The organism is Serratia sp. JKS296, assembly GCF_900215445.1.
GTDB classification, from domain to species: Bacteria; Pseudomonadota; Gammaproteobacteria; order Enterobacterales; family Enterobacteriaceae; genus Serratia; species Serratia marcescens.
In genome coordinates this window covers 4027104-4046522 of sequence record NZ_OCMX01000001.1, presented here as the reverse complement: position 1 = coordinate 4046522, position 19419 = coordinate 4027104, and the positions used below count along the sequence as shown (strand labels likewise).

The 19419-nt window shown below is 59.6% G+C and carries 24 protein-coding genes; 15 read left to right on the top strand and 9 right to left on the bottom strand.

The window, feature by feature from the left end:
• Window positions 1–37 precede the first annotated feature (37 nt).
• Entirely contained in the window at window positions 38–1141 is a 1104-nt protein-coding gene (locus CRO23_RS19425; protein ID WP_097102697.1) for a DUF1615 domain-containing protein, read from the top strand.
• Between the two features lie 55 nt (window positions 1142–1196).
• On the opposite strand, the gene CRO23_RS19420 is transcribed toward CRO23_RS19425, so the two are convergent.
• Entirely contained in the window at window positions 1197–2876 is a 1680-nt protein-coding gene (locus CRO23_RS19420) for an alpha-keto acid decarboxylase family protein (protein ID WP_060444101.1), read from the bottom strand.
• A 675-nt stretch (window positions 2877–3551) separates the two neighbouring features.
• Between CRO23_RS19420 and CRO23_RS19415 the strand changes: the two genes are divergently transcribed.
• The 4 genes from CRO23_RS19415 to CRO23_RS19400 all read left to right on the top strand — a co-directional run bounded on the left by CRO23_RS19415 (window position 3552) and on the right by CRO23_RS19400 (window position 5707).
• The gene (locus tag CRO23_RS19415) at window positions 3552–4031 is read left to right on the top strand and encodes a universal stress protein (protein WP_097102695.1); all 480 of its coding nucleotides are present in this window, start codon (window positions 3552–3554) and stop codon (window positions 4029–4031) included.
• A 156-nt stretch (window positions 4032–4187) separates the two neighbouring features.
• Window positions 4188–4778, top strand: a complete 591-nt coding sequence (pagP, locus tag CRO23_RS19410) for a lipid IV(A) palmitoyltransferase PagP (RefSeq protein ID WP_028128205.1) — start codon at window positions 4188–4190, stop codon at window positions 4776–4778.
• 126 nt (window positions 4779–4904) lie between these two features.
• Window positions 4905–5393, top strand: a complete 489-nt coding sequence (locus tag CRO23_RS19405; protein WP_079449624.1) for a DUF2501 domain-containing protein — start codon at window positions 4905–4907, stop codon at window positions 5391–5393.
• A 50-nt stretch (window positions 5394–5443) separates the two neighbouring features.
• Window positions 5444–5707: a putative hemolysin gene (locus CRO23_RS19400; protein WP_016928925.1), complete on the top strand. Its 264-nt coding sequence runs from the start codon at window positions 5444–5446 to the stop codon at window positions 5705–5707.
• 36 nt (window positions 5708–5743) lie between these two features.
• On the opposite strand, the gene CRO23_RS19395 is transcribed toward CRO23_RS19400, so the two are convergent.
• Window positions 5744–6268 (bottom strand): hypothetical protein, encoded by a 525-nt coding sequence (locus tag CRO23_RS19395; RefSeq protein ID WP_232036913.1) that lies wholly within the window; start codon window positions 6266–6268, stop codon window positions 5744–5746.
• A complete protein-coding gene (locus CRO23_RS25340) occupies window positions 6210–6500 on the bottom strand; it encodes a hypothetical protein (RefSeq protein WP_228988477.1) in 291 nt (96 codons plus the stop codon). The genes CRO23_RS19395 and CRO23_RS25340 overlap by 59 nt, the downstream gene beginning before the upstream one ends.
• A gap of 34 nt (window positions 6501–6534) precedes the next feature.
• On the opposite strand from CRO23_RS25340, the gene CRO23_RS19390 reads away from it, so the two are divergent.
• Window positions 6535–7317: a DeoR/GlpR family DNA-binding transcription regulator gene (locus CRO23_RS19390; protein WP_016928923.1), complete on the top strand. Its 783-nt coding sequence runs from the start codon at window positions 6535–6537 to the stop codon at window positions 7315–7317.
• Window positions 7318–7319: 2 nt separating this feature from the next.
• Window positions 7320–7703 (top strand): VOC family protein, encoded by a 384-nt coding sequence (locus CRO23_RS19385; RefSeq protein WP_033651049.1) that lies wholly within the window; start codon window positions 7320–7322, stop codon window positions 7701–7703.
• On the opposite strand, the gene CRO23_RS19380 is transcribed toward CRO23_RS19385, so the two are convergent.
• Window positions 7704–8612, bottom strand: a complete 909-nt coding sequence (locus CRO23_RS19380) for a LysR family transcriptional regulator (RefSeq protein ID WP_097102693.1) — start codon at window positions 8610–8612, stop codon at window positions 7704–7706.
• 125 nt (window positions 8613–8737) lie between these two features.
• On the opposite strand from CRO23_RS19380, the gene CRO23_RS19375 reads away from it, so the two are divergent.
• The 5 genes from CRO23_RS19375 to CRO23_RS19355 all read left to right on the top strand — a co-directional run bounded on the left by CRO23_RS19375 (window position 8738) and on the right by CRO23_RS19355 (window position 11712).
• A complete protein-coding gene (locus CRO23_RS19375; RefSeq protein WP_016928920.1) occupies window positions 8738–9619 on the top strand; it encodes a pirin family protein in 882 nt (293 codons plus the stop codon).
• Between the two features lie 116 nt (window positions 9620–9735).
• Window positions 9736–10362, top strand: a complete 627-nt coding sequence (gene ycaC, locus CRO23_RS19370; protein ID WP_004928476.1) for an isochorismate family cysteine hydrolase YcaC — start codon at window positions 9736–9738, stop codon at window positions 10360–10362.
• 154 nt (window positions 10363–10516) lie between these two features.
• Window positions 10517–10846 carry a hypothetical protein gene (locus tag CRO23_RS19365; RefSeq protein WP_015376796.1) on the top strand — a complete coding sequence of 110 codons (330 nt, stop codon included), beginning with the start codon at window positions 10517–10519 and terminating at the stop codon, window positions 10844–10846.
• Window positions 10847–10921: 75 nt separating this feature from the next.
• Window positions 10922–11374: a thiol-disulfide oxidoreductase DCC family protein gene (locus CRO23_RS19360; protein WP_033641181.1), complete on the top strand. Its 453-nt coding sequence runs from the start codon at window positions 10922–10924 to the stop codon at window positions 11372–11374.
• A gap of 86 nt (window positions 11375–11460) precedes the next feature.
• Window positions 11461–11712 carry a hypothetical protein gene (locus CRO23_RS19355; protein ID WP_016928917.1) on the top strand — a complete coding sequence of 84 codons (252 nt, stop codon included), beginning with the start codon at window positions 11461–11463 and terminating at the stop codon, window positions 11710–11712.
• On the opposite strand, the gene CRO23_RS19350 is transcribed toward CRO23_RS19355, so the two are convergent.
• The 3 genes from CRO23_RS19350 to CRO23_RS19340 form a co-directional block, all read right to left on the bottom strand.
• Window positions 11703–12251 (bottom strand): GNAT family N-acetyltransferase, encoded by a 549-nt coding sequence (locus CRO23_RS19350; RefSeq protein ID WP_033641180.1) that lies wholly within the window; start codon window positions 12249–12251, stop codon window positions 11703–11705. The genes CRO23_RS19355 and CRO23_RS19350 overlap by 10 nt on opposite strands.
• 95 nt (window positions 12252–12346) lie before the next feature.
• The gene (locus CRO23_RS19345) at window positions 12347–13090 is read right to left on the bottom strand and encodes a DUF2076 domain-containing protein (RefSeq protein WP_049299701.1); all 744 of its coding nucleotides are present in this window, start codon (window positions 13088–13090) and stop codon (window positions 12347–12349) included.
• Window positions 13091–13197: 107 nt separating this feature from the next.
• Window positions 13198–14001 carry a helix-turn-helix transcriptional regulator gene (locus tag CRO23_RS19340; protein ID WP_016928914.1) on the bottom strand — a complete coding sequence of 268 codons (804 nt, stop codon included), beginning with the start codon at window positions 13999–14001 and terminating at the stop codon, window positions 13198–13200.
• 117 nt (window positions 14002–14118) lie between these two features.
• Here CRO23_RS19340 and CRO23_RS19335 point away from each other — a divergent pair, with 117 nt between their 5' ends.
• Window positions 14119–14889, top strand: a complete 771-nt coding sequence (locus CRO23_RS19335) for a class I SAM-dependent methyltransferase (protein WP_097102691.1) — start codon at window positions 14119–14121, stop codon at window positions 14887–14889.
• A 57-nt stretch (window positions 14890–14946) separates the two neighbouring features.
• Here CRO23_RS19335 and aqpZ read toward each other — a convergent pair whose 3' ends face one another.
• Window positions 14947–15642, bottom strand: a complete 696-nt coding sequence (gene aqpZ / locus CRO23_RS19330) for an aquaporin Z (protein ID WP_004940529.1) — start codon at window positions 15640–15642, stop codon at window positions 14947–14949.
• A 425-nt stretch (window positions 15643–16067) separates the two neighbouring features.
• Here aqpZ and CRO23_RS19325 point away from each other — a divergent pair, with 425 nt between their 5' ends.
• On the top strand, window positions 16068–17429 hold the full coding sequence (locus CRO23_RS19325) for an esterase-like activity of phytase family protein (RefSeq protein ID WP_097102689.1): 1362 nt from the start codon (window positions 16068–16070) through the stop codon (window positions 17427–17429).
• 31 nt (window positions 17430–17460) lie between these two features.
• Here the strand turns inward: CRO23_RS19325 and CRO23_RS19320 are convergent, their stop codons facing one another.
• Window positions 17461–18636 carry a low temperature requirement protein A gene (locus CRO23_RS19320; protein ID WP_016928910.1) on the bottom strand — a complete coding sequence of 392 codons (1176 nt, stop codon included), beginning with the start codon at window positions 18634–18636 and terminating at the stop codon, window positions 17461–17463.
• 309 nt (window positions 18637–18945) lie between these two features.
• Between CRO23_RS19320 and CRO23_RS19315 the strand changes: the two genes are divergently transcribed.
• Window positions 18946–19230 (top strand): YdgH/BhsA/McbA-like domain containing protein, encoded by a 285-nt coding sequence (locus CRO23_RS19315; protein ID WP_004940519.1) that lies wholly within the window; start codon window positions 18946–18948, stop codon window positions 19228–19230.
• The last annotated feature ends 189 nt before the right edge of the window (window positions 19231–19419 follow it).

The following is a 19419-nucleotide window of genomic DNA, read 5'->3' as shown; positions in this document are numbered from 1 at the left end:
TTTCAGTGCTGTTCATGTCATCACGTTCAGGGAAAAGATGCCGATACCTCGTTTATTCCACCCGATGCCCTTCCGTTGGCTGAGCCTGGCCGCGCTGCTGGCGCTGGCGGGCTGTACCAGCAAGACCACCACCACGGCGCCGGCGGCGCGTCCCGCCGACGTCAAAGCCCGACTGATGACGCTGATCCCGGCCAACGCCGGCGATCGTCAGGGCTGGGCCACCGATATTACCGCCGCCTTTGCCGCGCAGGGCATCGAACCGAGCGATGAGAACCTGTGTTCGGTGCTGGCGGTGACCGAACAAGAGTCGACGTTCCAGGCTAACCCGCAGGTGCCGGGGCTGCCGAAGATCGCCTGGAAAGAGATCGACCGCCGCGCCGATCAGATGCACATCCCGAACTTTTTGGTGCATACCGCGTTGAAGATCTCGTCGTCGAACGGCCAGAGCTACAGCGAGCGTCTGGATAAGGTGCGCACGGAGAAGGATCTGAGCGATATCTTCGATGACATGATCGACCGCGTGCCGATGGGACAGAAACTGTTCGGCCATTTGAACCCGGTACATACCGGCGGCCCGATGCAGGTGAGCATCGCCTTCGCCGATGCGCACGCCAAAGGGTATCCTTATCCGGTCGACGGCTCGATTCGCCGCGAAGTTTTCAGCCGGCGCGGCGGTATGTACTTCGGCATTATGCATTTGCTGGGGTACCCGGCCGATTACAGCCGGCCGATTTACCGCTTTGCCGACTTCAACGCCGGCTGGTACGCCAGCCGCAACGCGGCGTTCCAAAACGCGGTCAGCCGGGCGAGCGCCATTCCGCTGGCGCTGGACGGCGATCTGATCGACTTCAGCAGCGACAAGCCCGGCTCGACCGAGCTGGCGGTGCGCACGCTCGGCAAGCGCCTGAACATGAGCGACAGCGCCATTCGCCGGGCGCTTGAGAAAGGCGATACGGCTGACTTTGCCGATACCGACCTGTATAAGAAGGTCTTTGCGTTGGCGGGCGGCAAGCTGCCGCGTGAGATGCTGCCGGGCATTCAGCTGGAAAGCCCGAAAATCACCCGCAAGCTGACCACCGCCTGGTTCGCCAAGCGGGTGGATGAACGCCGCCAGCGTTGCATGGCGCGCGCCGGCGGGTAACGGCATGAAAAACGCCGCCGGCGGCCTGAACCACCGGCGGCGCGATCATCGCGCCTCAGGCGCTGCGGCGCGGGTTGGTCAGGCCGAAGTTAAAGCTGTTGCAGCGGTTACAGAACTCTTTCATCACTGGCGGCGTGTCCATCATCGGCACTTTCACCTCGATAAACGCCAGCCGATCCTGCCGCGAGGCGTGTTCCAGGGCCATTTCCAACTGTTGTGTGGTTTCCACCGCCACGCTGAACGGCTGCGCCTGGGTATTCAATACCGCCGGCAGTTTGGCGTAGTCCCACGGGCTGATGTCGTTGTAGGACGAGTTTTCGCCGAGGATATAGCGTTCGATGGTGTAACCGTCATTGTTGATCAGGAAGATGATCGGTTTTTGTTCACAGCGCAGCAGGGTGGACACTTCCTGCGCGGTAAGCTGGAAGGAGCCGTCGCCGATGAACAGCAGGTGACGGCGCTCAGGAGCCGCCATCAGGGTGCCGAGCAGCGCCGGCAGGGTATAACCGATCGAGCCCCAAATCGGTTGGTTGACCACCTTGACGCCGCCCGGCATGCGCATGCCGCCGATGGCCGCGCCCGAGGTGCCGTTTTCCACCACCACCACATCATCCGCCTGAATGAAGCGTTGGATCCGCTGCCACAGATAGGCCTGGTCGAGAGGCGCGTCGCTCGGCGTCGCCAGCTTGTCACGCGGATCGGCCAGTGGTGATAAACGCTGCGCCGGCGCGTCTTCGCTCAGGTCCAACAGCGCCTGCAGCAGATCCGCCGTCGACACCGCCGGGTAGGAAGTCTTGTCCAGCGTCATCGAGAACGGCTGAATATCCACCTGAGCGGCGGCGGGAATTTGCTGCGAGAAATAGCCGGTGGTGGAGTCCACCAGACGCACGCCGAAACTCAGCACGCAGTCCGAGTGGGCCATGCGTTCATAGAGTTCGGGGCGCGATAGGTTGCCGCTGTAGCCGCCCATCCAACCGGCGGTATCTTCCGGAATAATGCATTTGGCGGTTGGCATATTGGTCAGCGGAATGGCAAAGCGGTGAGCGACGGCGATAACCTGCTGCTGCAACCGATAACGATCCACCATTTGGTCGACCAATATGATCGGGCGCTGCGCGCGTTTTATTTTGGTTAACAGCGCCATCGCCGCTAATTGCACATTGTATTTATCGCTCGCCGGCAACTGCGGCGGTGCTGCGGCTGCGGCAACTTCAATTTCGACATCGCAAATATCAGACGGCAGCTGTAAATATACCGGTTTCTTCTCTATCCAGGCGCGAGAAATAACGCGTGGAATTTCCTGAGCGGCATTTTCCGGCGTGATCAGAGCCTGAGCGACGGTGAATTGTTTAAAGCAGTTCATGACGTTGTCGAAATTGCCGTCGCCCAGGGTATGGTGCAATAGCTGATGATTCTTCATCGCGTGCAGCGGCGGCGTGCCGGCGATGCAGACCACAGGTGAAGATTCGGCATAGGCGCCGGCGATGCCGGACAACGCGGCCAGATCGCCGACGCCGTAGGTGACGATCAGCGCGCCGGCGCCTTTCATCCGTGCGTAGCCGTCAGCGGCGTAGGAGGCGTTCAATTCATTGCAGTTGCCGACAAATGTCAGCCGTTCGTCGCTTTCCAACAGCTCCAGCAGGCTGAGGTTATAGTCGCCGGGCACGCCGTAAATACGATCGACGCTCAGGGCATGAAGCTGTTGCAGAATGAATGACCCGATAGTTATTTTCATTGATTGCTCCGGATTATTTATCTTTATTTTGTCAGGCGAAAATCAGCAAAAATAAATTGCTGGCGATGTTGTGTCGTTAGCATTAACAGTTATTTAAAGTCTCGGCTTGTTCAAGATAAGGAGGGCGGCCGGTGAATAGGCGGTTTGTATTCGGCGCTTTACGCGATTGAGTAATACATAAAAAGTAGGGTTATTGGATATTGGGAAGAGACGGTATTTTTCATTGACGGTATATCGGCAGAGAAGCGGCGGCGCATTGGCATTTATCGTGATGCAGGGCGAGACATCCGGTACTTTTGACGCCGCGTTAAGTCCCATCGGGTGGCGTAACGCTTTTTGCCTGAGAAAGAAAAGCAGAGCCTGGCGTAAAGGGGCATTTTGGTGATCCGCCGCACGCTTATTTCACGAAACCATCCCGTAACCAATAAAAAACAAAAAATTAACAATAAGGTTTTTTTATTCGGTCATGGTTGTCAGTTTTGCTTTACAGATGCCGCAATGCGCGCCGCGTCGGGCCGGTGTAAAAATGGGCCGTCACGGGCGTTAATATAACGTGGCGGTCATCACATTCTGTGGGAAGTGATACGTAAACTTTTCTCTACGTGTGCGCGGATGGCGTATACCTACCAGAGGGGATCATATCCCAGTAGTGCTGGCCTGGGAGGGGGAAGTGTGATGAAAGGCTATCGGCATATTTTGGTACTGATTCATAACGAGCGTGATGGGCTGCCGTTGCTGAGTCAAGCGGCGGCGATGGTGCGCGGGCAGCCAATCGCCCTCACTGTCGGCCATCTTAACGCCGACTACGCGGAGCTGGAGTACGGCAGCGATGCGTTAATCAAGGATCGCCAGGCGCAGGAAGTGATCGCCGCCAAGGCGATGCTGAGCCGGTTGGTGAGCGCCGTCGATGTGCCGGTCGCGGTCAAGGAGATTGTCACCATAAGGCGCTTTAAGGACGTGAGCGATTTTATTCACCAGACCGGCATCGATCTGGTGGTGGTCGGGCACCAAAACCGCCTGTTCGGCCTCTATTCCTCTTATTCCCTGGCGTTTGTGAACCGTCTCGATGTCGATGTGTTGGTCAAGCACCTTGCTCGCGAGTCGCGTGCGACAAAGCGGACTTTTCCCACGGTTTTGCCGCCCGAAAGGCGATAGCATGCGGATATCGGTACGGTCTGTCATGAATTATTGGGAATTTTCCGGTGCTAAACTTAACCAAAGCACAACGGGCGTTGGATAAATTAGATACGGCTTGATCTTGCCCGGGCTATCGGTAAAAATCTGCGGCCGTATTTTTACAGGAGCTTTACGATGTTTCTAAAACGGACTCTTTTGGCGTGTTCTCTGGCGTTGATATTTCCTGCACTGCCTTCTTACGCTGAGGTTGGTGCAGAAAGTGGCAATGCCGCACAGGCTGAAAAACCGGGTTTATGGCAGCGTTTTACCGATAACGTGGCGGAGACCTGGAACAACTCGCCTAACCACGATCTCTATATCCCGGCCATCACCTGGCACAACCGTTGGACTTATGATGATGAGCATATCGATAAGTACAACGAACGCCCGTGGGGCGCCGGTTACGGCATCTCCCGCTACGACAGCGACGGTGACTGGCACGGCATCTATATCATGGCGTTCAAGGACTCCTTCAACAAATGGGAGCCGATCGGCGGTTATGCCTACGAGAAGATCTGGCGCCCGCTGGATGACAAGGATTTTCGCCTGGGGCTGGGCTTCACCGCCAGCGTCACCGCGCGCGACAACTGGAATTACATCCCTATCCCGGCGCCGCTGCCGCTGGCCTCTATCGGCTATCAGCGGCTGACGTTCCAGGCGACCTACATTCCCGGCACCTATAACAACGGCAACGTGTTCTTCGCCTGGCTGCGCTGGCAGTTCTAAACTTCCTGAATTCCGAAAAACGGCGCGGCGGCGAGATAAAAGGAACTTGTCGCCGCCGACGGCGTCGGAAGGGTATCCCGGCGCGCTGCGCCGATTGCATGCCGTTATGACAGGAGTTTCACCACTATGATCACCAAACATCGTTTATTTCTGGCTTTGGCTCTGTCCGCTACCCTGGCCAGCGGCGCCACCCAGGCCGCCGGGCTGATGGATTCCCTCAGCAGCGCGGCGGGCGAACTGAGCAAGTCGGGCGGCGACAGCAGCGGCGGCATGTCGCTCTCCTCGTTGACCGGCCTGCTGAACGGCGGCGACAAGGCGTTGAGCTCCAGCAGCATGACCAATGCCGCCGGTATCCTGCAGTACTGCGTGAAAAACAACGTGCTGTCGGCTAACGGCGCCGAAGGGGTGAAAGATCAGCTGCTCAGCAAGCTGGGCATCACCAGCACCGAAAACGCCAAGAGCCAGGATTATCAGCAGGGCCTGGGCGGCTTGCTGCAGACCGGCGAAGGCAAGAGTCTGGATCTGAACAGCCTGGGCACCTCGCAGATCACCGAGAAGGTGAAGCAAAAAGCCTGCGATCTGGTGCTGAAACAGGGCAAATCCTTTATTTCATGATGAGCGAACGGCGGAGCGTTCCGCCGTTCGTTTTTGCATAAGCTGAAAAAATGAAAAAAACGTTGATGCTTTCCCTGCTGGCAGGGATGACGATGTTGCAGGGGTGTTCCGTGAAATCCAATGAGGCGCCGCCACCGCCGCAGGTGAAACCGATCGGCATGGCGAACCCGGCCGACGTGTACTGCACCCAAATCGGCGGCAAGTTGAACGCCAAAGAGAATGCGGCAGGCCAGTATTCCACCTGTACCTTGCCGAGTGGGCAGGAAATTGAAAGCTGGGAACTGTTCCGCCGCGATCATCCGGTGAAAAAGTAACCCTATGCGGCGCCGGCTCTTCCGCCCGGCGCCCGATCAGAATTGGCGATCGCCTATCGGCTGCAGCTGCAGGCTGCCATCCTTCTGTAGCGTCAGCGGCATGCGCCAATCGCGCTGTTTATCCAGGTTGAACGGCCGGGAGCGGAACATGCAGCCGGTCTTGATGTTCTTGATTTTCATCACGTGTTCCGCGTCCGCATTGATTTTTACCTCGAAGCTGCCGGCGGGCGGAATAAAGACTTCCGCCAGCTGTTGCGGCGCCGCCGGCGTTTCCAGTTTGACCAGCACCGCGAAATCGTTGCCCTGATTATCCAGCGTCAGCCGATGCAGGCCGGATGCGGGCAGCCGCGTCGGCTGATGCAGATAACCGGCTGAGGCGGGCCACGGCTGGCCGACATTGTCGTGCAACGGCCCACCGCACTGTTCGCGCGCCTCTCGCAGCGGCATTTCGCGCTTGATTGCGCGATTGTAATCGGCGGGGGCGGCGAGGCTGAATTCGTCGTCATATTGGTGGGCGCGCAGATAGCGCTTGGCGCCGAGCACCCCAACGGCGACCAGCATGAAGAACAAAAATATCCTCAGGCGATTTTTGAAAATCAGCCCGAACAGCTTCCCGGGGAGTTGAAACAGCCACCTTGCGATCGTCAATAACATCGTTTTCCCTTAGCGCCCAAGCCGTTACGTCTGCGGTAACTTCGCTTGCCTCAGTATAGCCAACATCCCGCAGGCGAAAATCCTGCCCGGCGATTTTTCTTCCGCCCTGGATTGTACGTTTTTGTTTGTTTGTGTACATTCGTGATCACTTTTAGCGTCACCGGATTGACATGATGTCCAAACTGTTACCGAATGAGCGTCACCAGGCCATTCTTGACACGCTCCGCCAACAGGGGCGGGTGCTGGCCCTGGAGATGGCGCAGCGGCTGAACACCACCGAAGCGACCATCCGCCGCGATCTGCGCCAGCTGGCGGCGCAGAACCTGTGCAAACGCATCTATGGCGGCGCGCTGGCGCCGACGCCGGCCGAGGGGCCCGTTGCGACGCGCATTGCGCTCAGCGGTGACGAGAAGCTGGCGCTGGCGCAAACCGCGCTGGGGGTGATCGGTGAAGAACAGCTGATCTTCCTCGACGCCGGCAGCACCCACCTGTATCTGGCGGATCTGTTGCCGCGCGATCGGCGTTTAACGGTGGTGACCAATGCATTGAGCATCGCCGGCAAAATGCTGGAGCGGCCGGGGATCCGCACCATCCTGATCGGTGGCGAGTTGGATGCGCAGGTCGGCGGCTGCGTGGACGCCAAGGCCGCGGAAGAAATCGACGGTTTCCATTTCGATTTGGTGTTCACCGGCATTTGCGCCTACGACCCGGCCGGCGGCTTCTCCGCGTTGAGCTACCAGGACGCCACCTTCAAAAAGCGGCTGTTGACGCGCGCCGGCAGCGTGGCGGTGCTGTGCACCCGCGACAAGCTCAATACCTACGCCCCTTACCCCTTCCTGCCCGCCGGGCGGGTGGATCATCTGGTGACGGCGCGCGGCGCGCACCCGCAGCTTGAGCTGCAGGTGGCGCAGGGCGGCGGCCAGGTTTGGCACAGCGATTTACCGACCGGAGAATGATGATGAAAATAGCCCATGTTGCTCTGTGGACCCGTGACATCGACGCGCAGCTGGCGTTCTGGCAGCGCTATTTCAACGGTGAAGCGGGAGAGGAGTACGTCAGCCGCAACCGGCCGGGGTTCGTTTCCCGTTTCGTCAGCCTGGCGGCCGGGCCGACGCTGGAGATCATGCGCGTGCCGACGTTGCTGCCGGCGCAGGCGCAGGAGGAGCGGGTCGGTTGGGCGCACATCGCGCTGTCGCTGGGGGATGAGCGGCAGGTCGATCGGTTGGCGCAGCGCGCGCAGCAGGAGGGCATTTTGCTGTCCGCGCCGCGCTGGACCGGCGACGGTTTCTACGAGGCCGTCATTCGCGATCCAGACGGCAACGCGATCGAAATCACCGCCTGATCACTCTTCTTCAATGCAGGCGAACTGCTCGCCCAGATAGTCGAGCAGCAGCCGCACCGCCGGCAGCAGGCCGCGGCGCGACGGGTAAACCGCATGCACCACGCCGCCCTGCGGCTGCCAGCCTGGCAACAGTTGCACCAGCTCGCCGCGCAGCATGTCGTCGCGCATCATCATCGCCGGCAACTGAACGATGCCGGCGCCGGCGATGGCGGCGGTGCGCAGCATCAGCATGTCGTCGGTGACCAGCCGCGGCGTGTGCTCCCACTCCACCCGTTCACCCTGCGGGCCGGTCAGCCGCCATTGGTGCTGGCCGCGCGCCGGGCCGAGATCGAGCGTCGGGTATTTACGCAGGTCTTCCGGCGTGTGCGCCGGCCCGAGGGTGCGCACCAGCGCCGGGCTGGCGGCGACGCACCAGGTGCGCTGCGCCAGGATTTTCAGCACCAGATCGCTGTCCTCCAGCGGCGGCGGCCGCACGCGGATCGCCAGATCCAATCCTTCCCCCACCACGTCCACCCGGCGGTTGGTGGCCTCCAGATGCACCGTCACCTTGGGATAATCGGCCATAAAGGCCGCCACCATGCTGCCGACGCGAGTGTGCAGGATCGCCACCGGGCAGGACATGCGCACCGTGCCGCAGGGCTCGGCGCGCGTCTGTTCGATCGCCTGCTGCGCCGCTTCCGCTTCCACCAGCATCGCCTTGCAGTGCGCGTAATAGGTTTGGCCGACCTCGGTCACCGAGAAGCGCCGCGTCGAACGCTGGATCAGGCGCACGCCCAACCGCTCCTCCAGCAGCGCCACGCGGCGGCTGAGCTTGGATTTGGGAATGCCCAGCGCCCGGCCGGCGGGGGCGAATCCCTGGTGATCGACCACGCTGGCGAAGAAAAACAGATCGTTCAGATCGGTCAGCATCGTATCCCTTATCGTTCTATCAGTAGAACGCTGAGTGTACATCTTGCCTACTACTGCAGCAAACTCCGGCGGATTAAACTTCTGACATCAACTTAAGGCCGTGAGGTCTGAAACGGGAGTTCAAGATGAAAAAAATCCTCGGTATTCACAACAGCCCGGAAGCACATTGGGTCGGTAACGGTTTCCTGGTGAATTCGCTGTTCTCTTATAACGATTTGGGGGCGGAAATGAGCCCGTTCCTGCTGCTGGATCACGCGGCGCCAACCAAATTCCGCTCCGCCTCCGGCACCCGTGGCGTGGGTCAGCACCCGCATCGCGGGTTTGAAACGGTGACCATCGTCTATCAGGGCGAAGTGGAACACCGCGACTCGACCGGCAGCGGCGGGGTGATTGGCCCCGGCGACGTCCAGTGGATGACCGCCGCCTCCGGCATCCTGCACGAAGAGTTCCATTCGCGGGACTTCTCGCGCAAGGGCGGCACCATGGAAATGGTGCAGCTGTGGGTCAACCTGCCGGCCAAGGACAAAATGGCCGAGCCGGGTTACCAGACGCTGTTGAACGCCGATATTCCGGTGGTTCCGCTGGCGGACGGCGCAGGGCAGGTGCGGGTGATCGCCGGTGATTTTGGCGGCCACGCCGGCCCGGCACGCACTTTCAGCCCGCTCAACGTGTGGGACATGAAGCTGAATGCCGGCCATACCACCACGCTGACGGTGAAAGAAGGCCATACGCTGGCGCTGGTGATGCTGCACGGCGCGATCCTGGTCAACGGCGAAGACGTGGTACGTGAAACCCAAATGGTGCGTTTCGACCGGGCGGGGGATTCGATCACCATCGAAGCCAACAACGACGTCGCGCTGCTGGTGCTGAGCGGCGAACCGATCGATGAGCCTATCGTCGGCTACGGCCCGTTCGTCATGAACAGCGACGCGGAAATCCAGCAGGCGTTCCGCGATTTCAACAGCGGCAAGTTCGGCAGCATGAACGCCGAAGCGAGCGCCGGTTGAACTTTGGCGCCTGGGGCGGGCCGTGTTTCCCGGCTCAGGCGCTACACTTAAACCTCAACGCCCCGCCGCAAGGCGGGGCGTTTCATCCGCAACATCAACCCCACAGGAGTAAAACCATGACTGCAAACTACAAGCGCCTCGACAAAGACCAGGCCGCCGTATTGCTGGTGGATCATCAGGCAGGGCTGCTTTCGCTGGTGCGTGATATCGATCCCGATCGGTTTAAAAACAACGTGCTGGCGCTGGGTGATTTAGCGAAGTACTTCAACCTGCCGACCATTCTCACCACCAGTTTCGAAAACGGCCCCAATGGCCCGCTGGTGCCGGAACTGAAAGCCCAATTTCCCGATGCTCCCTTTATTCCGCGCCCCGGCCAGATTAACGCTTGGGACAACGATGACTTCGTCAAAGCGGTAAAAGCCACCGGCCGCAAGCAGCTGATCATCGCCGGCGTAGTGACCGAAGTGTGCGTGGCATTCCCGGCGCTGTCAGCGCTCAATGAAGGTTTCGAGGTCTTTGTGGTGACCGACGCCTCCGGCACCTTCAATGAGCTGACGCGTCAGTCGGCCTGGAGCCGCATGGAAGCCGCCGGCGCGCAGCTGATGACCTGGTTCGGCGTCGCCTGCGAGCTGCACCGTGACTGGCGCAACGATATCGAAGGGCTGGGCACGCTGTTCTCCAACCATATCCCGGACTACCGCAACCTGATGACCAGCTATAACACGCTGACGAACGGTAAGTAACGCGACGACCCTTTACCCAACCTTTCGCCTTTCATCACGTTAGACGCGGGATGTAAGCAAAACGCAGTGAGGCGAAAAGGTAGCGAAAAGCGGCTTTCTCATGGGCCGGGGGCGGGGTAGCGTAATCCCGAACCCGGCAAATGAGGCTAATTCAATGAAACAAGCAATCAAGATCCTGGCGCTGCCCTGCATGGGCATGGCGCTATTGTTCAGCGCGAGCGCGATGTCGGCGCCTGAGAAGCCTGCGGCCAACGCGTTGCCGCCTTTGATGGATGCGCCGATGCGCATGCCGCCTTTCCCGGGCGGGCACCCGCCCAAGCCGGGATTCTGCCACGGCGGCGAGCTGTTCTGCGCCACCTCGGCCAGCGACAATCCGGTGGAAACCATCAACAAACTGACGGCGGTGATCCCGGCGGGCAGCGCGAAACATTACGAAGTGCGCGTCGCGGTGGTGGCCGTGCCTGACGCGCCGCCTGCGCCTTAACGAGCCCTGTCATCCCGTCCTGGCCTGGGGGCGCCAGGTGCGTTAGGCTAAGGAGAGCGGTTCTCGGGAGGCGGGATGACCCCTTTATCACAGCTGCCTTATCTCCAGCCCGGCGATCGCGCGCTGTTGTTCGACGGCGAATGCAATCTGTGTCACGGGCTGGTGAGATACCTTATTCGCGCCGATCGGCAGCGGCGCATTCTGTTGGCGACGGTGCAATCCGTCGAAGGGCAGGCGATCCTGCAGGCGCTGGGATTGCCGACCGATCGATTCGATTCCGTGGTCTATGTTGAGCAGGGGCGCTGTTGGCTACGTTCGGCGGCGTTGTTTCAGGCGCTGCGCCAAGTGGGATGGCCGTACCGCGCGCTGGCGCTGGCGCGTTACCTGCCGCCGCGACTGGCGGACAAGGTCTATGATGCGGTCGCCGGCAATCGCTACCGGCTGTTTGGCCGCAACGACGGCAGCGGCCTGCCGGGCGCCGATCAGCCCGGGCGCTATCTGTCTCGGCGGCGGGAGCCGCCGGCCTGAGCTTTACGCTTCTTTACCATCCAATCGCTTGAAATATCAGCACTCCAACTCCATATAATGGAACGTTCAACCAACAAGGAGCGCGTATGGGAATCAGTGAAGAAGAGCGCATTCGCCGTTTGACCCAGGAGAAAAACGACATGGGCAATACGGCGAAATGGGTGGCGATCGTTTCCGCCGTGTACTTTGCCTTGATGGTGTTTTACGGCCACCCGACCGGCGTGTTGGCGATGTCGGGCGCGGTGTTCATCGTGTCGACCACTACCTGGCTAAAGAAGCGTCAGAAGGTCAAATCTTATCGCATGGCATTGGCCAAAATCAGCGACGATCAGCCCTGATAGTCGCCGCGCTTTAGTGTGTACACCAGGCTCGGCGCCGCGCCGGGCACGTCATCCAGCGTATCCACCCGCCGCATGCCGATCTTTTCCAGCACTCGCCACGACGCCTGATTCTCCGCTCGCACAATGGCGGAAATTTCCTCCATCGCCAATCCGACAAAACCATATTGCAGCGAAGCCCGCGCCATCTCGGTGGCCAACCCCATGCCCCAGACGCGTGTATCGAATCGATAGCCGAGGTTCACGGTGCGCTGCGCGCCGAGCGGTTTCCAGGACAATCCGCCAAAGCCGATAATCCAATCCGGCCGTTCGCGCAGGGCGATCGCCCAGGAACCGTAACCGTGTTGTTGCCACCCGGAAATCCTCTCTTGCAGCGCCGAGGCGGCCTGCGCTTCGCTGGTGAGCGGGCCGGCGGGATTGAAACGCTGGGTTTGCGGATCGCCGAAGATGGCGTAGAAACGTTCGAGATCCGCCATCACCGGCGGGCGCATCTGCAGGCGTTCGCTGAAAAAAGGGTCTGAAGGAGTAAGGCTCATCATCGTTTCTCCCGGCTGGATAAATGAACAGTGTTCACTGTAGACCAGATTGGTGAAACGGGAAATCCCCCTCTGCGGGTGAGAGGGGGCGAAGGGAATTACAGGAAGGAGTCGTCGTCGTCGCTGTAATCGTCGTCGGCGTAATCCGTGTCGTCCTGATAGCTGGCGTTCTGGAAGCCGTTGTCCTGGTTCAGGAAGCTGCCACCATCGCCGTTGTTGAAGGTATCGAGGTTGTTGGAGGCGTCGAAATTGCGCATTGCGCTGTCGTCCAGCGGCGCCGGGGTTTCCTCGATAATATTTACGATTTCCTGTGGTTGCGAATGGCGGAACATGCCGGTCAGCATGTCGGCCAACACCACGCCGCCAGCGACGCCCGCCGCCGTTTGCAAGGCGCCTCCCAGGAAGCCGCCGGCGCGTGAAGGCGCCGCCTGCTGCGGTTGGGCATAGGCAGGCTGCTGCTGCTGCGCGTAGCCCCCCTGCTGCGCGTTGTTCCAGGCCGCCGTATTTTGCTGCTGTGCCTGATACTGTTCGCGCGGGCTTGGCGTGCGGCTGCCGCCGCCGAACAGACCGGCCAGGAAGCCGCCGCTGCTCTGCTGGCCGTTGGCGGTTTGCTGCAGCTGTGCCACCTGAGCCTCCAGCTCTTTGACCCGCTGATCCATCTGCTTGAGCGCCGCCTCCTGAATAATCATCGCCTGCGCCATGTAATAAGGGGCGGAAGGCTGCTCGCGAATATGCTGGTTGATTTGCTGCTCTGCCTGGAGATCCCGTGGGCCCGTCTTGGTCTCGGCGTCTTTCAGGCGGCCAAACAGACCATCGATAAGGCGTTGTTCTTCGGATTGCATAGGAGTACCTCAGGAGATAAATAACGGTGCTGGATGATCATTATCATCGGTATTAATCACCCTAGCGCGTTTACATGAACCAATAAATAAATGGCGGGTAAACTTGCCTATGAATTTGTTACCAATTGCGGCAGCGGGATGAGCATCACCAGCTTCAGACCGGCGTGTTCTGCCGGGTGGAAGGTCAGTTGGCGATAGCGCAGTGCGCCTTGCCGAGAATGTTCGAACGCTCTTTCGCCGCCTTCGCGCGCCATGACGTCATGTTGCTTCCACCAGTGATTAAAGTCCGCGCTGTTGTGCGTCATGTTGCGCACGAAGGCGCGCATCTCTTCGGTATTTTGATGATGGCTGGTCTCGGCGCGAAACTCGGCCACCACGCGGCGAGCGCGTTCCTCCCAATCGCTGACCAGCGTTTTCGCCAACGGGTGGAAGAACATGAAGTGCAGCAGGTTGGGGCTGTTGGCCACATCCAGCCAGCCGCTGAACAGCGCCGCCGCCTGCGGGTTCCAGGCGACGACGTTCCAGGTCACGTCCAGCAGGTAGCAGGGCACCGTCATCTGGTGCACGCTTTGCAGCACCGCGTCGTTGGCGGTTTCGCGGTGTGTTTCCTGCTCGGGATCGGCGACGCGCGCGAGGGTAAACAGGTAGTGGCGTTCGGCCGGGCCGAGCCGCAGCGCCTTGGCGATGCGTGCCAGCGTATAGGGGGAAATGGATACCTCGCGGCCCTGTTCGATCCAGGTATACCAGGTGGCGCTGATGCCGCTGATTTGCGCCAGCTCTTCGCGCCGCAGGCCGCTGGTGCGACGGCGCGAGGAGCTGGGCAGGCCGAGCATTTCCGGCGTGATGCGTTCGCGGTGCGCCCGCAGGAACGCGCCGAGGGCCTTTGGCCCGGATAAGGCTTCTGATGTCATAGCGTGGTACCTATTTATACCAGGATAACTGCTCATATTGTACCCGTATAGTAGCCTGATTATAGTAGCCGAAAGCCTTCAGGCACAGGCGCAAGCCGGATAATAACGGGAGCAAACATGAGCATCAGCAACAGCCATAAAAACGCGGTAGACCGGCAGTTCGGCGAGCAGGCCAACGCCTACTTAACCAGCGCGGTACACGCGCAGGGCAAGGATTTGCAACGCCTTGCACAGTTACTGGAGCCGCACGCCGACGCGCGCCTGCTCGATCTGGGCTGCGGCGCCGGGCACGCCAGCTTCACGGCGGCGGCCAGGGTGGCGCAGGTGGTGGCCTACGATCTGTCGGCGCAAATGTTGGCGGTGGTGAAGCAGGCGGCGGCGGAAAAAGGCCTGAATAACATTCAGCTGCAGCAGGGCGTGGCCGAGTCTTTACCGTTTGAAGACGCCAGCTTCGATCTGGTCATCAGCCGCTATTCGGCGCACCACTGGCACGACGTCGGCCAGGCGCTGCGCGAGGTCAGGCGGGTACTCAAACCGGGCGGCAGAGCGATCTTTATGGACGTGGTCTCGCCGGGGCATCCGCTGCTGGATATCTACCTGCAAACCGTGGAAGTGCTGCGCGACACCTCGCACGTGCGCAATTATGCGCCGGGCGAGTGGCTGACGTTATTGACCGAAGCCGGGTTGGTGGTGCGTGAGGTGACGTCGGATCGCTTGATGCTGGAGTTCGGCAGCTGGGTGGCGCGCATGCGCACGCCGGCGCATTTCGTTACCGCGATCCGCGCGCTGCAGCAAAGCGTGTCGCAGGAGGTGGCGGCGCATTTCGCCATTCAGCCGGACGGCTCCTTTATCAGCGATATCATGATGTTTGCAGTGACGAAGGGCTGAAAGCAACGGGGCAGCCGATGAAGGCTGCCCCGTGAAACGCGATCGACTGCGATACGCTTATTTTTTGTCTTCCAGCAGGCAGCGGTAGATCAGGCCGCCGATAATGCCGCCGACCAGCGGCACCAGCCAGAACACCCACAGCTGCTGCAGCGCCCAGGTGCCCTGGAAGATCGCTACGCCGGTGCTGCGCGCCGGGTTGACGGAGGTGTTGGTCACCGGGATGCTGATCAGGTGGATCAGCGTCAGCGTCAGGCCGATCGCCAGCGGGGCAAAGCCTGCCGGCGCGCGCTTGTCGGTCACGCCGTGAATAACGATCAGGAAGAAGGCCGTCAGCACCAGCTCAATCACGATCGCGGCTTGCAGAGAATAACCGCCCGGTGAGTGTTCGCCGTAACCGTTGGAAGCGAAGCCGCCTGCGGTGGCGTCGAAACCGGCTTTGCCGCTGGCGATCAAATACAGCACCGCCGCTGCGGCGATACCGCCGATGACCTGAGCGATAACGTAAGGAATCACGTCTTTCGCCGCGAAACGGCCGCCGGCGAATAAGCCGACGGTGACCGCCGGGTTAAAATGCCCGCCGGAAATATGGCCGACGGCATAGGCCATCGTCACCACGGTCAAACCGAAAGCGAGCGCGACGCCGAGGAAACCAATACCCAGCTGTGGGAATGCCGCTGCCAATACTGCGCTACCACAACCACCAAACACCAACCAAAATGTGCCAAAAAATTCAGCAAAAAGTCGCTTTGACATAGATTCCATCCTGCGGAATAGACTAACGGGCGTTAGCACTAAAAACTATAGAACAGCTTTTTGAGTTCATGCAGATATTCTATAGAATTTTCTTAATGCACCTTGAATAACGGCGGTATTAAATCCCTGGTATTTTATTTTGTCTATGAGAAAAACACCGTTTTTCCCCGTGCCGACGCGCGTTTGCCGTTTTTTTTATCTTTACTATAAGAATTTACCCTAAGCAAAATGGCGGGCTATTTTCGGGCGGTTTTTTCCAGCGGTTTTCTCCATTCAATACGCTCAGGTTAATTGCTAATTTCTATTTGCCAGCCAACCTTATTGCTTGTTTTACATTTGACGCAGCGCCTGTTGTCATCTAAGTGTCATGCTAAATTAATATCTTCTTCTGCCTGATAACGCTTCATTCAACCTCGGGTAAAAACATGAGAATAAAATCGCTCTCCCTGCTGTTGGCTTCGCTGTTTCCTGTATTCACCTACGCTGCAGATATTGAGGTGGCGCGTTATGTGGTCGGCTTCCCCGGCGGGGAGCGCGTCGCCTATCAGGGGGCGTTTGCCAAGCATTTCCCGCAGGGGCTGCCGGTGGGGATCGGCTCAGGGCTGTCGTTCAATCGCAAGCAGGGCGACGATCTGGTGCTGACGACGCTGACCGATCGCGGCCCGAATGCTGATGCCCCTGCGGTGGGCAAGCAAGAAGCCAAGATTTTCGCCAATCCGCAATTCACGCCTCTGTTGATGGATATTCGTATCGGCGGCGGCAAGGCCGTGGCCGAGAATGCGCGGCCCTTGCATGACGAAAAAGGGCCGATTAGCGGGCTGCCGCTGCCGAGCGAGCTGATTGGTTCCACGAACGAAGTGGCCTTGAACGACGCGCTGCAACCGCTGTCCGGCGATCGCCGCGGGTTGGATACCGAAGGCATCATCGGTGACGGCAACGGCGGCTATTGGCTGTGTGACGAGTATGGCCCGTTTCTGATCCACGTCGACGACAAAGGCAAAATTCTCGCCAAATATGGCCCAACGCCGCAGGCCGGCGAGCAGGCGGTGGCGAGCGGTTTGCCGAACATCCTGAAGTGGCGCCAGCCTAACCGCGGTTTTGAGGGGCTGACTCGGATGCCGGATGGGCGCATTCTGGCGGCGGTGCAGAGCACGCTGGATGTCGATGGTAAAAGCAAAAACAAGGCGCAGTTTACCCGGCTGGTGAGCTTCGATCCGCGCAGTGGCAAAACTGCGATGTATGGCTATCCCATCGATATCGACCGCTATAAAAAAGCCAAAGACGCCAAGATTGGCGATGTCGTGGCGTTGGACAACCAGCGCATCCTGTTGATTGAACAGGGAACCGGTAAAGATAAGACGATGATCAACAAGATCTATCTGGTGGATCTCGCGCAGGCCAGCGATCTGAGTACGTTTGATGGCCAGGGTAAAGCGCTGGAATTCGACGACGCGCAAGATCTGGCTAAACGCGGCGTGAAGCTGGCGCAGAAACGGGAAGTGGCGGATCTGCGCCAGTTGGGCTGGCGCCAGGAGAAAGCGGAAGGGCTGGCGCTGATCGACGATCGCACGCTGGCGGTGATCAATGACAACGATTTCGGCTTGCAGGCGAAGCTGGTGGATGCGTCGCCAAAGAGCAAAAAAATCGGCGACTACCAGTTGGAGAAAGAAGGGCGGTTGAGCCTCGACGGCGACAAGACCGACGCCCGTATCGAATTGCGCCCTCTGGAGCAGCCGGAGTCGCTGAGCGAGCTCTGGGTGCTCACCTTGCCGCAACCCTTGAAGTGATCGAGAGGGGGCGACAGCGCCCCCGTTCGCTTCAGGCTTCCGCGTGCCGCTGCGGCGCTCTGCCGCGCGAGATGCTCTCCCACACCGCCACCACCACCATGATCAGCGTCGTCAGGCCATTGACCATCAGCAGATCGGTTAAATAGGCGACAGGGGCCAATACCGCCAACGCCAGCAGCCCAACCAGGTGCGACAGCGGGAAACGGCGATACACCAGCCGTTTATACAGCGCGTTGGCGAACAGGTAGAGCGCCGGGCCGAGCAGCAGCACCGCCGCCGTGGCGTGTTGGATGCGGCCATCGGGATGGGCGATCACCAGCTCGTTGGCCACGGCGCAGACGATGATGGCACCCACCAGCGCGACGTGCACGTAGTGGAAATAAGCGCCCAGCTGGCCGGGGTTTTCCGCCTGGCTGATGGCGTGGCTGCCTGCTTTGCTGCTGGTGTCGAAGTAAACCCACCACATCGCCAGGCTGCCGAGAAAGGCCACCAGCGAGGCGATGAGCACCGGCAGACTCCAGCTTTCCATCTCGCTCAGGGTGGCGCCGGTGATCAGAATGGTTTCCCCCAGCGCCACGATAACGAACAGCTGGCAGCGCTCCGCCAGATGGTGGCCTTCGATGGTCCATTCGCTGCTGCTGTCCGAGCGCCCCAGCACCGGCAGACGGAAGCCGAACATCGGCGAGACGTATTCGCACAAGACGGCGATCGCCCACAGCGCCAGGCGGGCATTGCCTTCCTCCAGCCCACCGGCGATCCAGAAGACGGCGGAGATGCACAGCCAGCCGAGGATGCGGCGAAAGTTCTGTTTCAACGGGTGACCAGGCGCCAGCAGGCGCAGCACCGTGACAGAGCGGCCGACCTGAATGGCGACATAGAACAGCGCGAAGATCAGGCCGCGCTCGCCAAACGCCTGTGGCAGCGCGGCGGCGGCGAACAGCCCCAGCAGCATGATCGCGAACAGCAGCAGGCGGATCTGACGGGTATCCGGATTGAACCAGTTGGTGACCCAGGCGGTGTATTGCCAGGCCAGCCAGACGGCGAACCACAGCAGCAGGGTTTCCAGCGCGCCGGTCAGCGTCAGATGATGCAACAGATAGTGGGAGAGTTGGGTCACGGCGAAAACGTAGATCAGATCGAACAGCAGCTCGGAAAATGACACCGAAGCGCCCTGACCGTCACGCACGCGCAGCAGGTTTTGCGACATAAGCGTTCTTCCTTAAAAGGGTAAGCCACAAAATCAGCGTAGCTCAGCGCGCTCCGGCGGGTAAAAAATCTTAAATAGACGCAGCGCGCGTTCTTTCTTTCACCCTGCCTTTAATTGTTCATCAAATAGGGGTAAGGTGAAGCCTATAAAGCCACTCTCGCCTGAAAATACACACCCGCTCTCACTTCCTCCTTATTCTCCTCACAATGATTGATGTTCTTTACGTTGCATGACGTCCGTTTTCATTGGCTGGCGGATAATTAACATCACTGACAACGAGCTAATAAACAAGAACACCTGGAGTCAATCATGAAACTCATCCCAAGCATCGCAGCCGTATTGATCGCCGCCGCTTCCTTCTCCACTTTCGCCGCGCCGCTGTCGTCGGTGAAACAGGTCAACAGCGAGCAGGCCGCCAATCTGCAAAGCATCGGCGTCGTGTCGGTTTCCGGCATTAGCGGCTCACCGCATGATGCCATCACCGCCCTTAAAGAAAAAGCCGCGGCGGACGGCGCCAGCCATTATCGCATTATCGGTCTGGACACCCCCGGGGATTCCAGCAACTGGCGCGGCAATGCGGAAATTTATCGCTAAGCATCGGCTTTTTTACGCTTTGGCCGCGGCAACGCGGTCAATAAAATAAATGGTCGTACTAATTATCTGAGTAGTCGGTGTTTAAACGACTTATTTTCAGGTCATTATTACGGCCGTTTTTCTTTGCGTGCCGCTGATGAGGTTGCATTTTATTACAACTGTGTCTGCCGCTTTCGGAATCATGTTAAT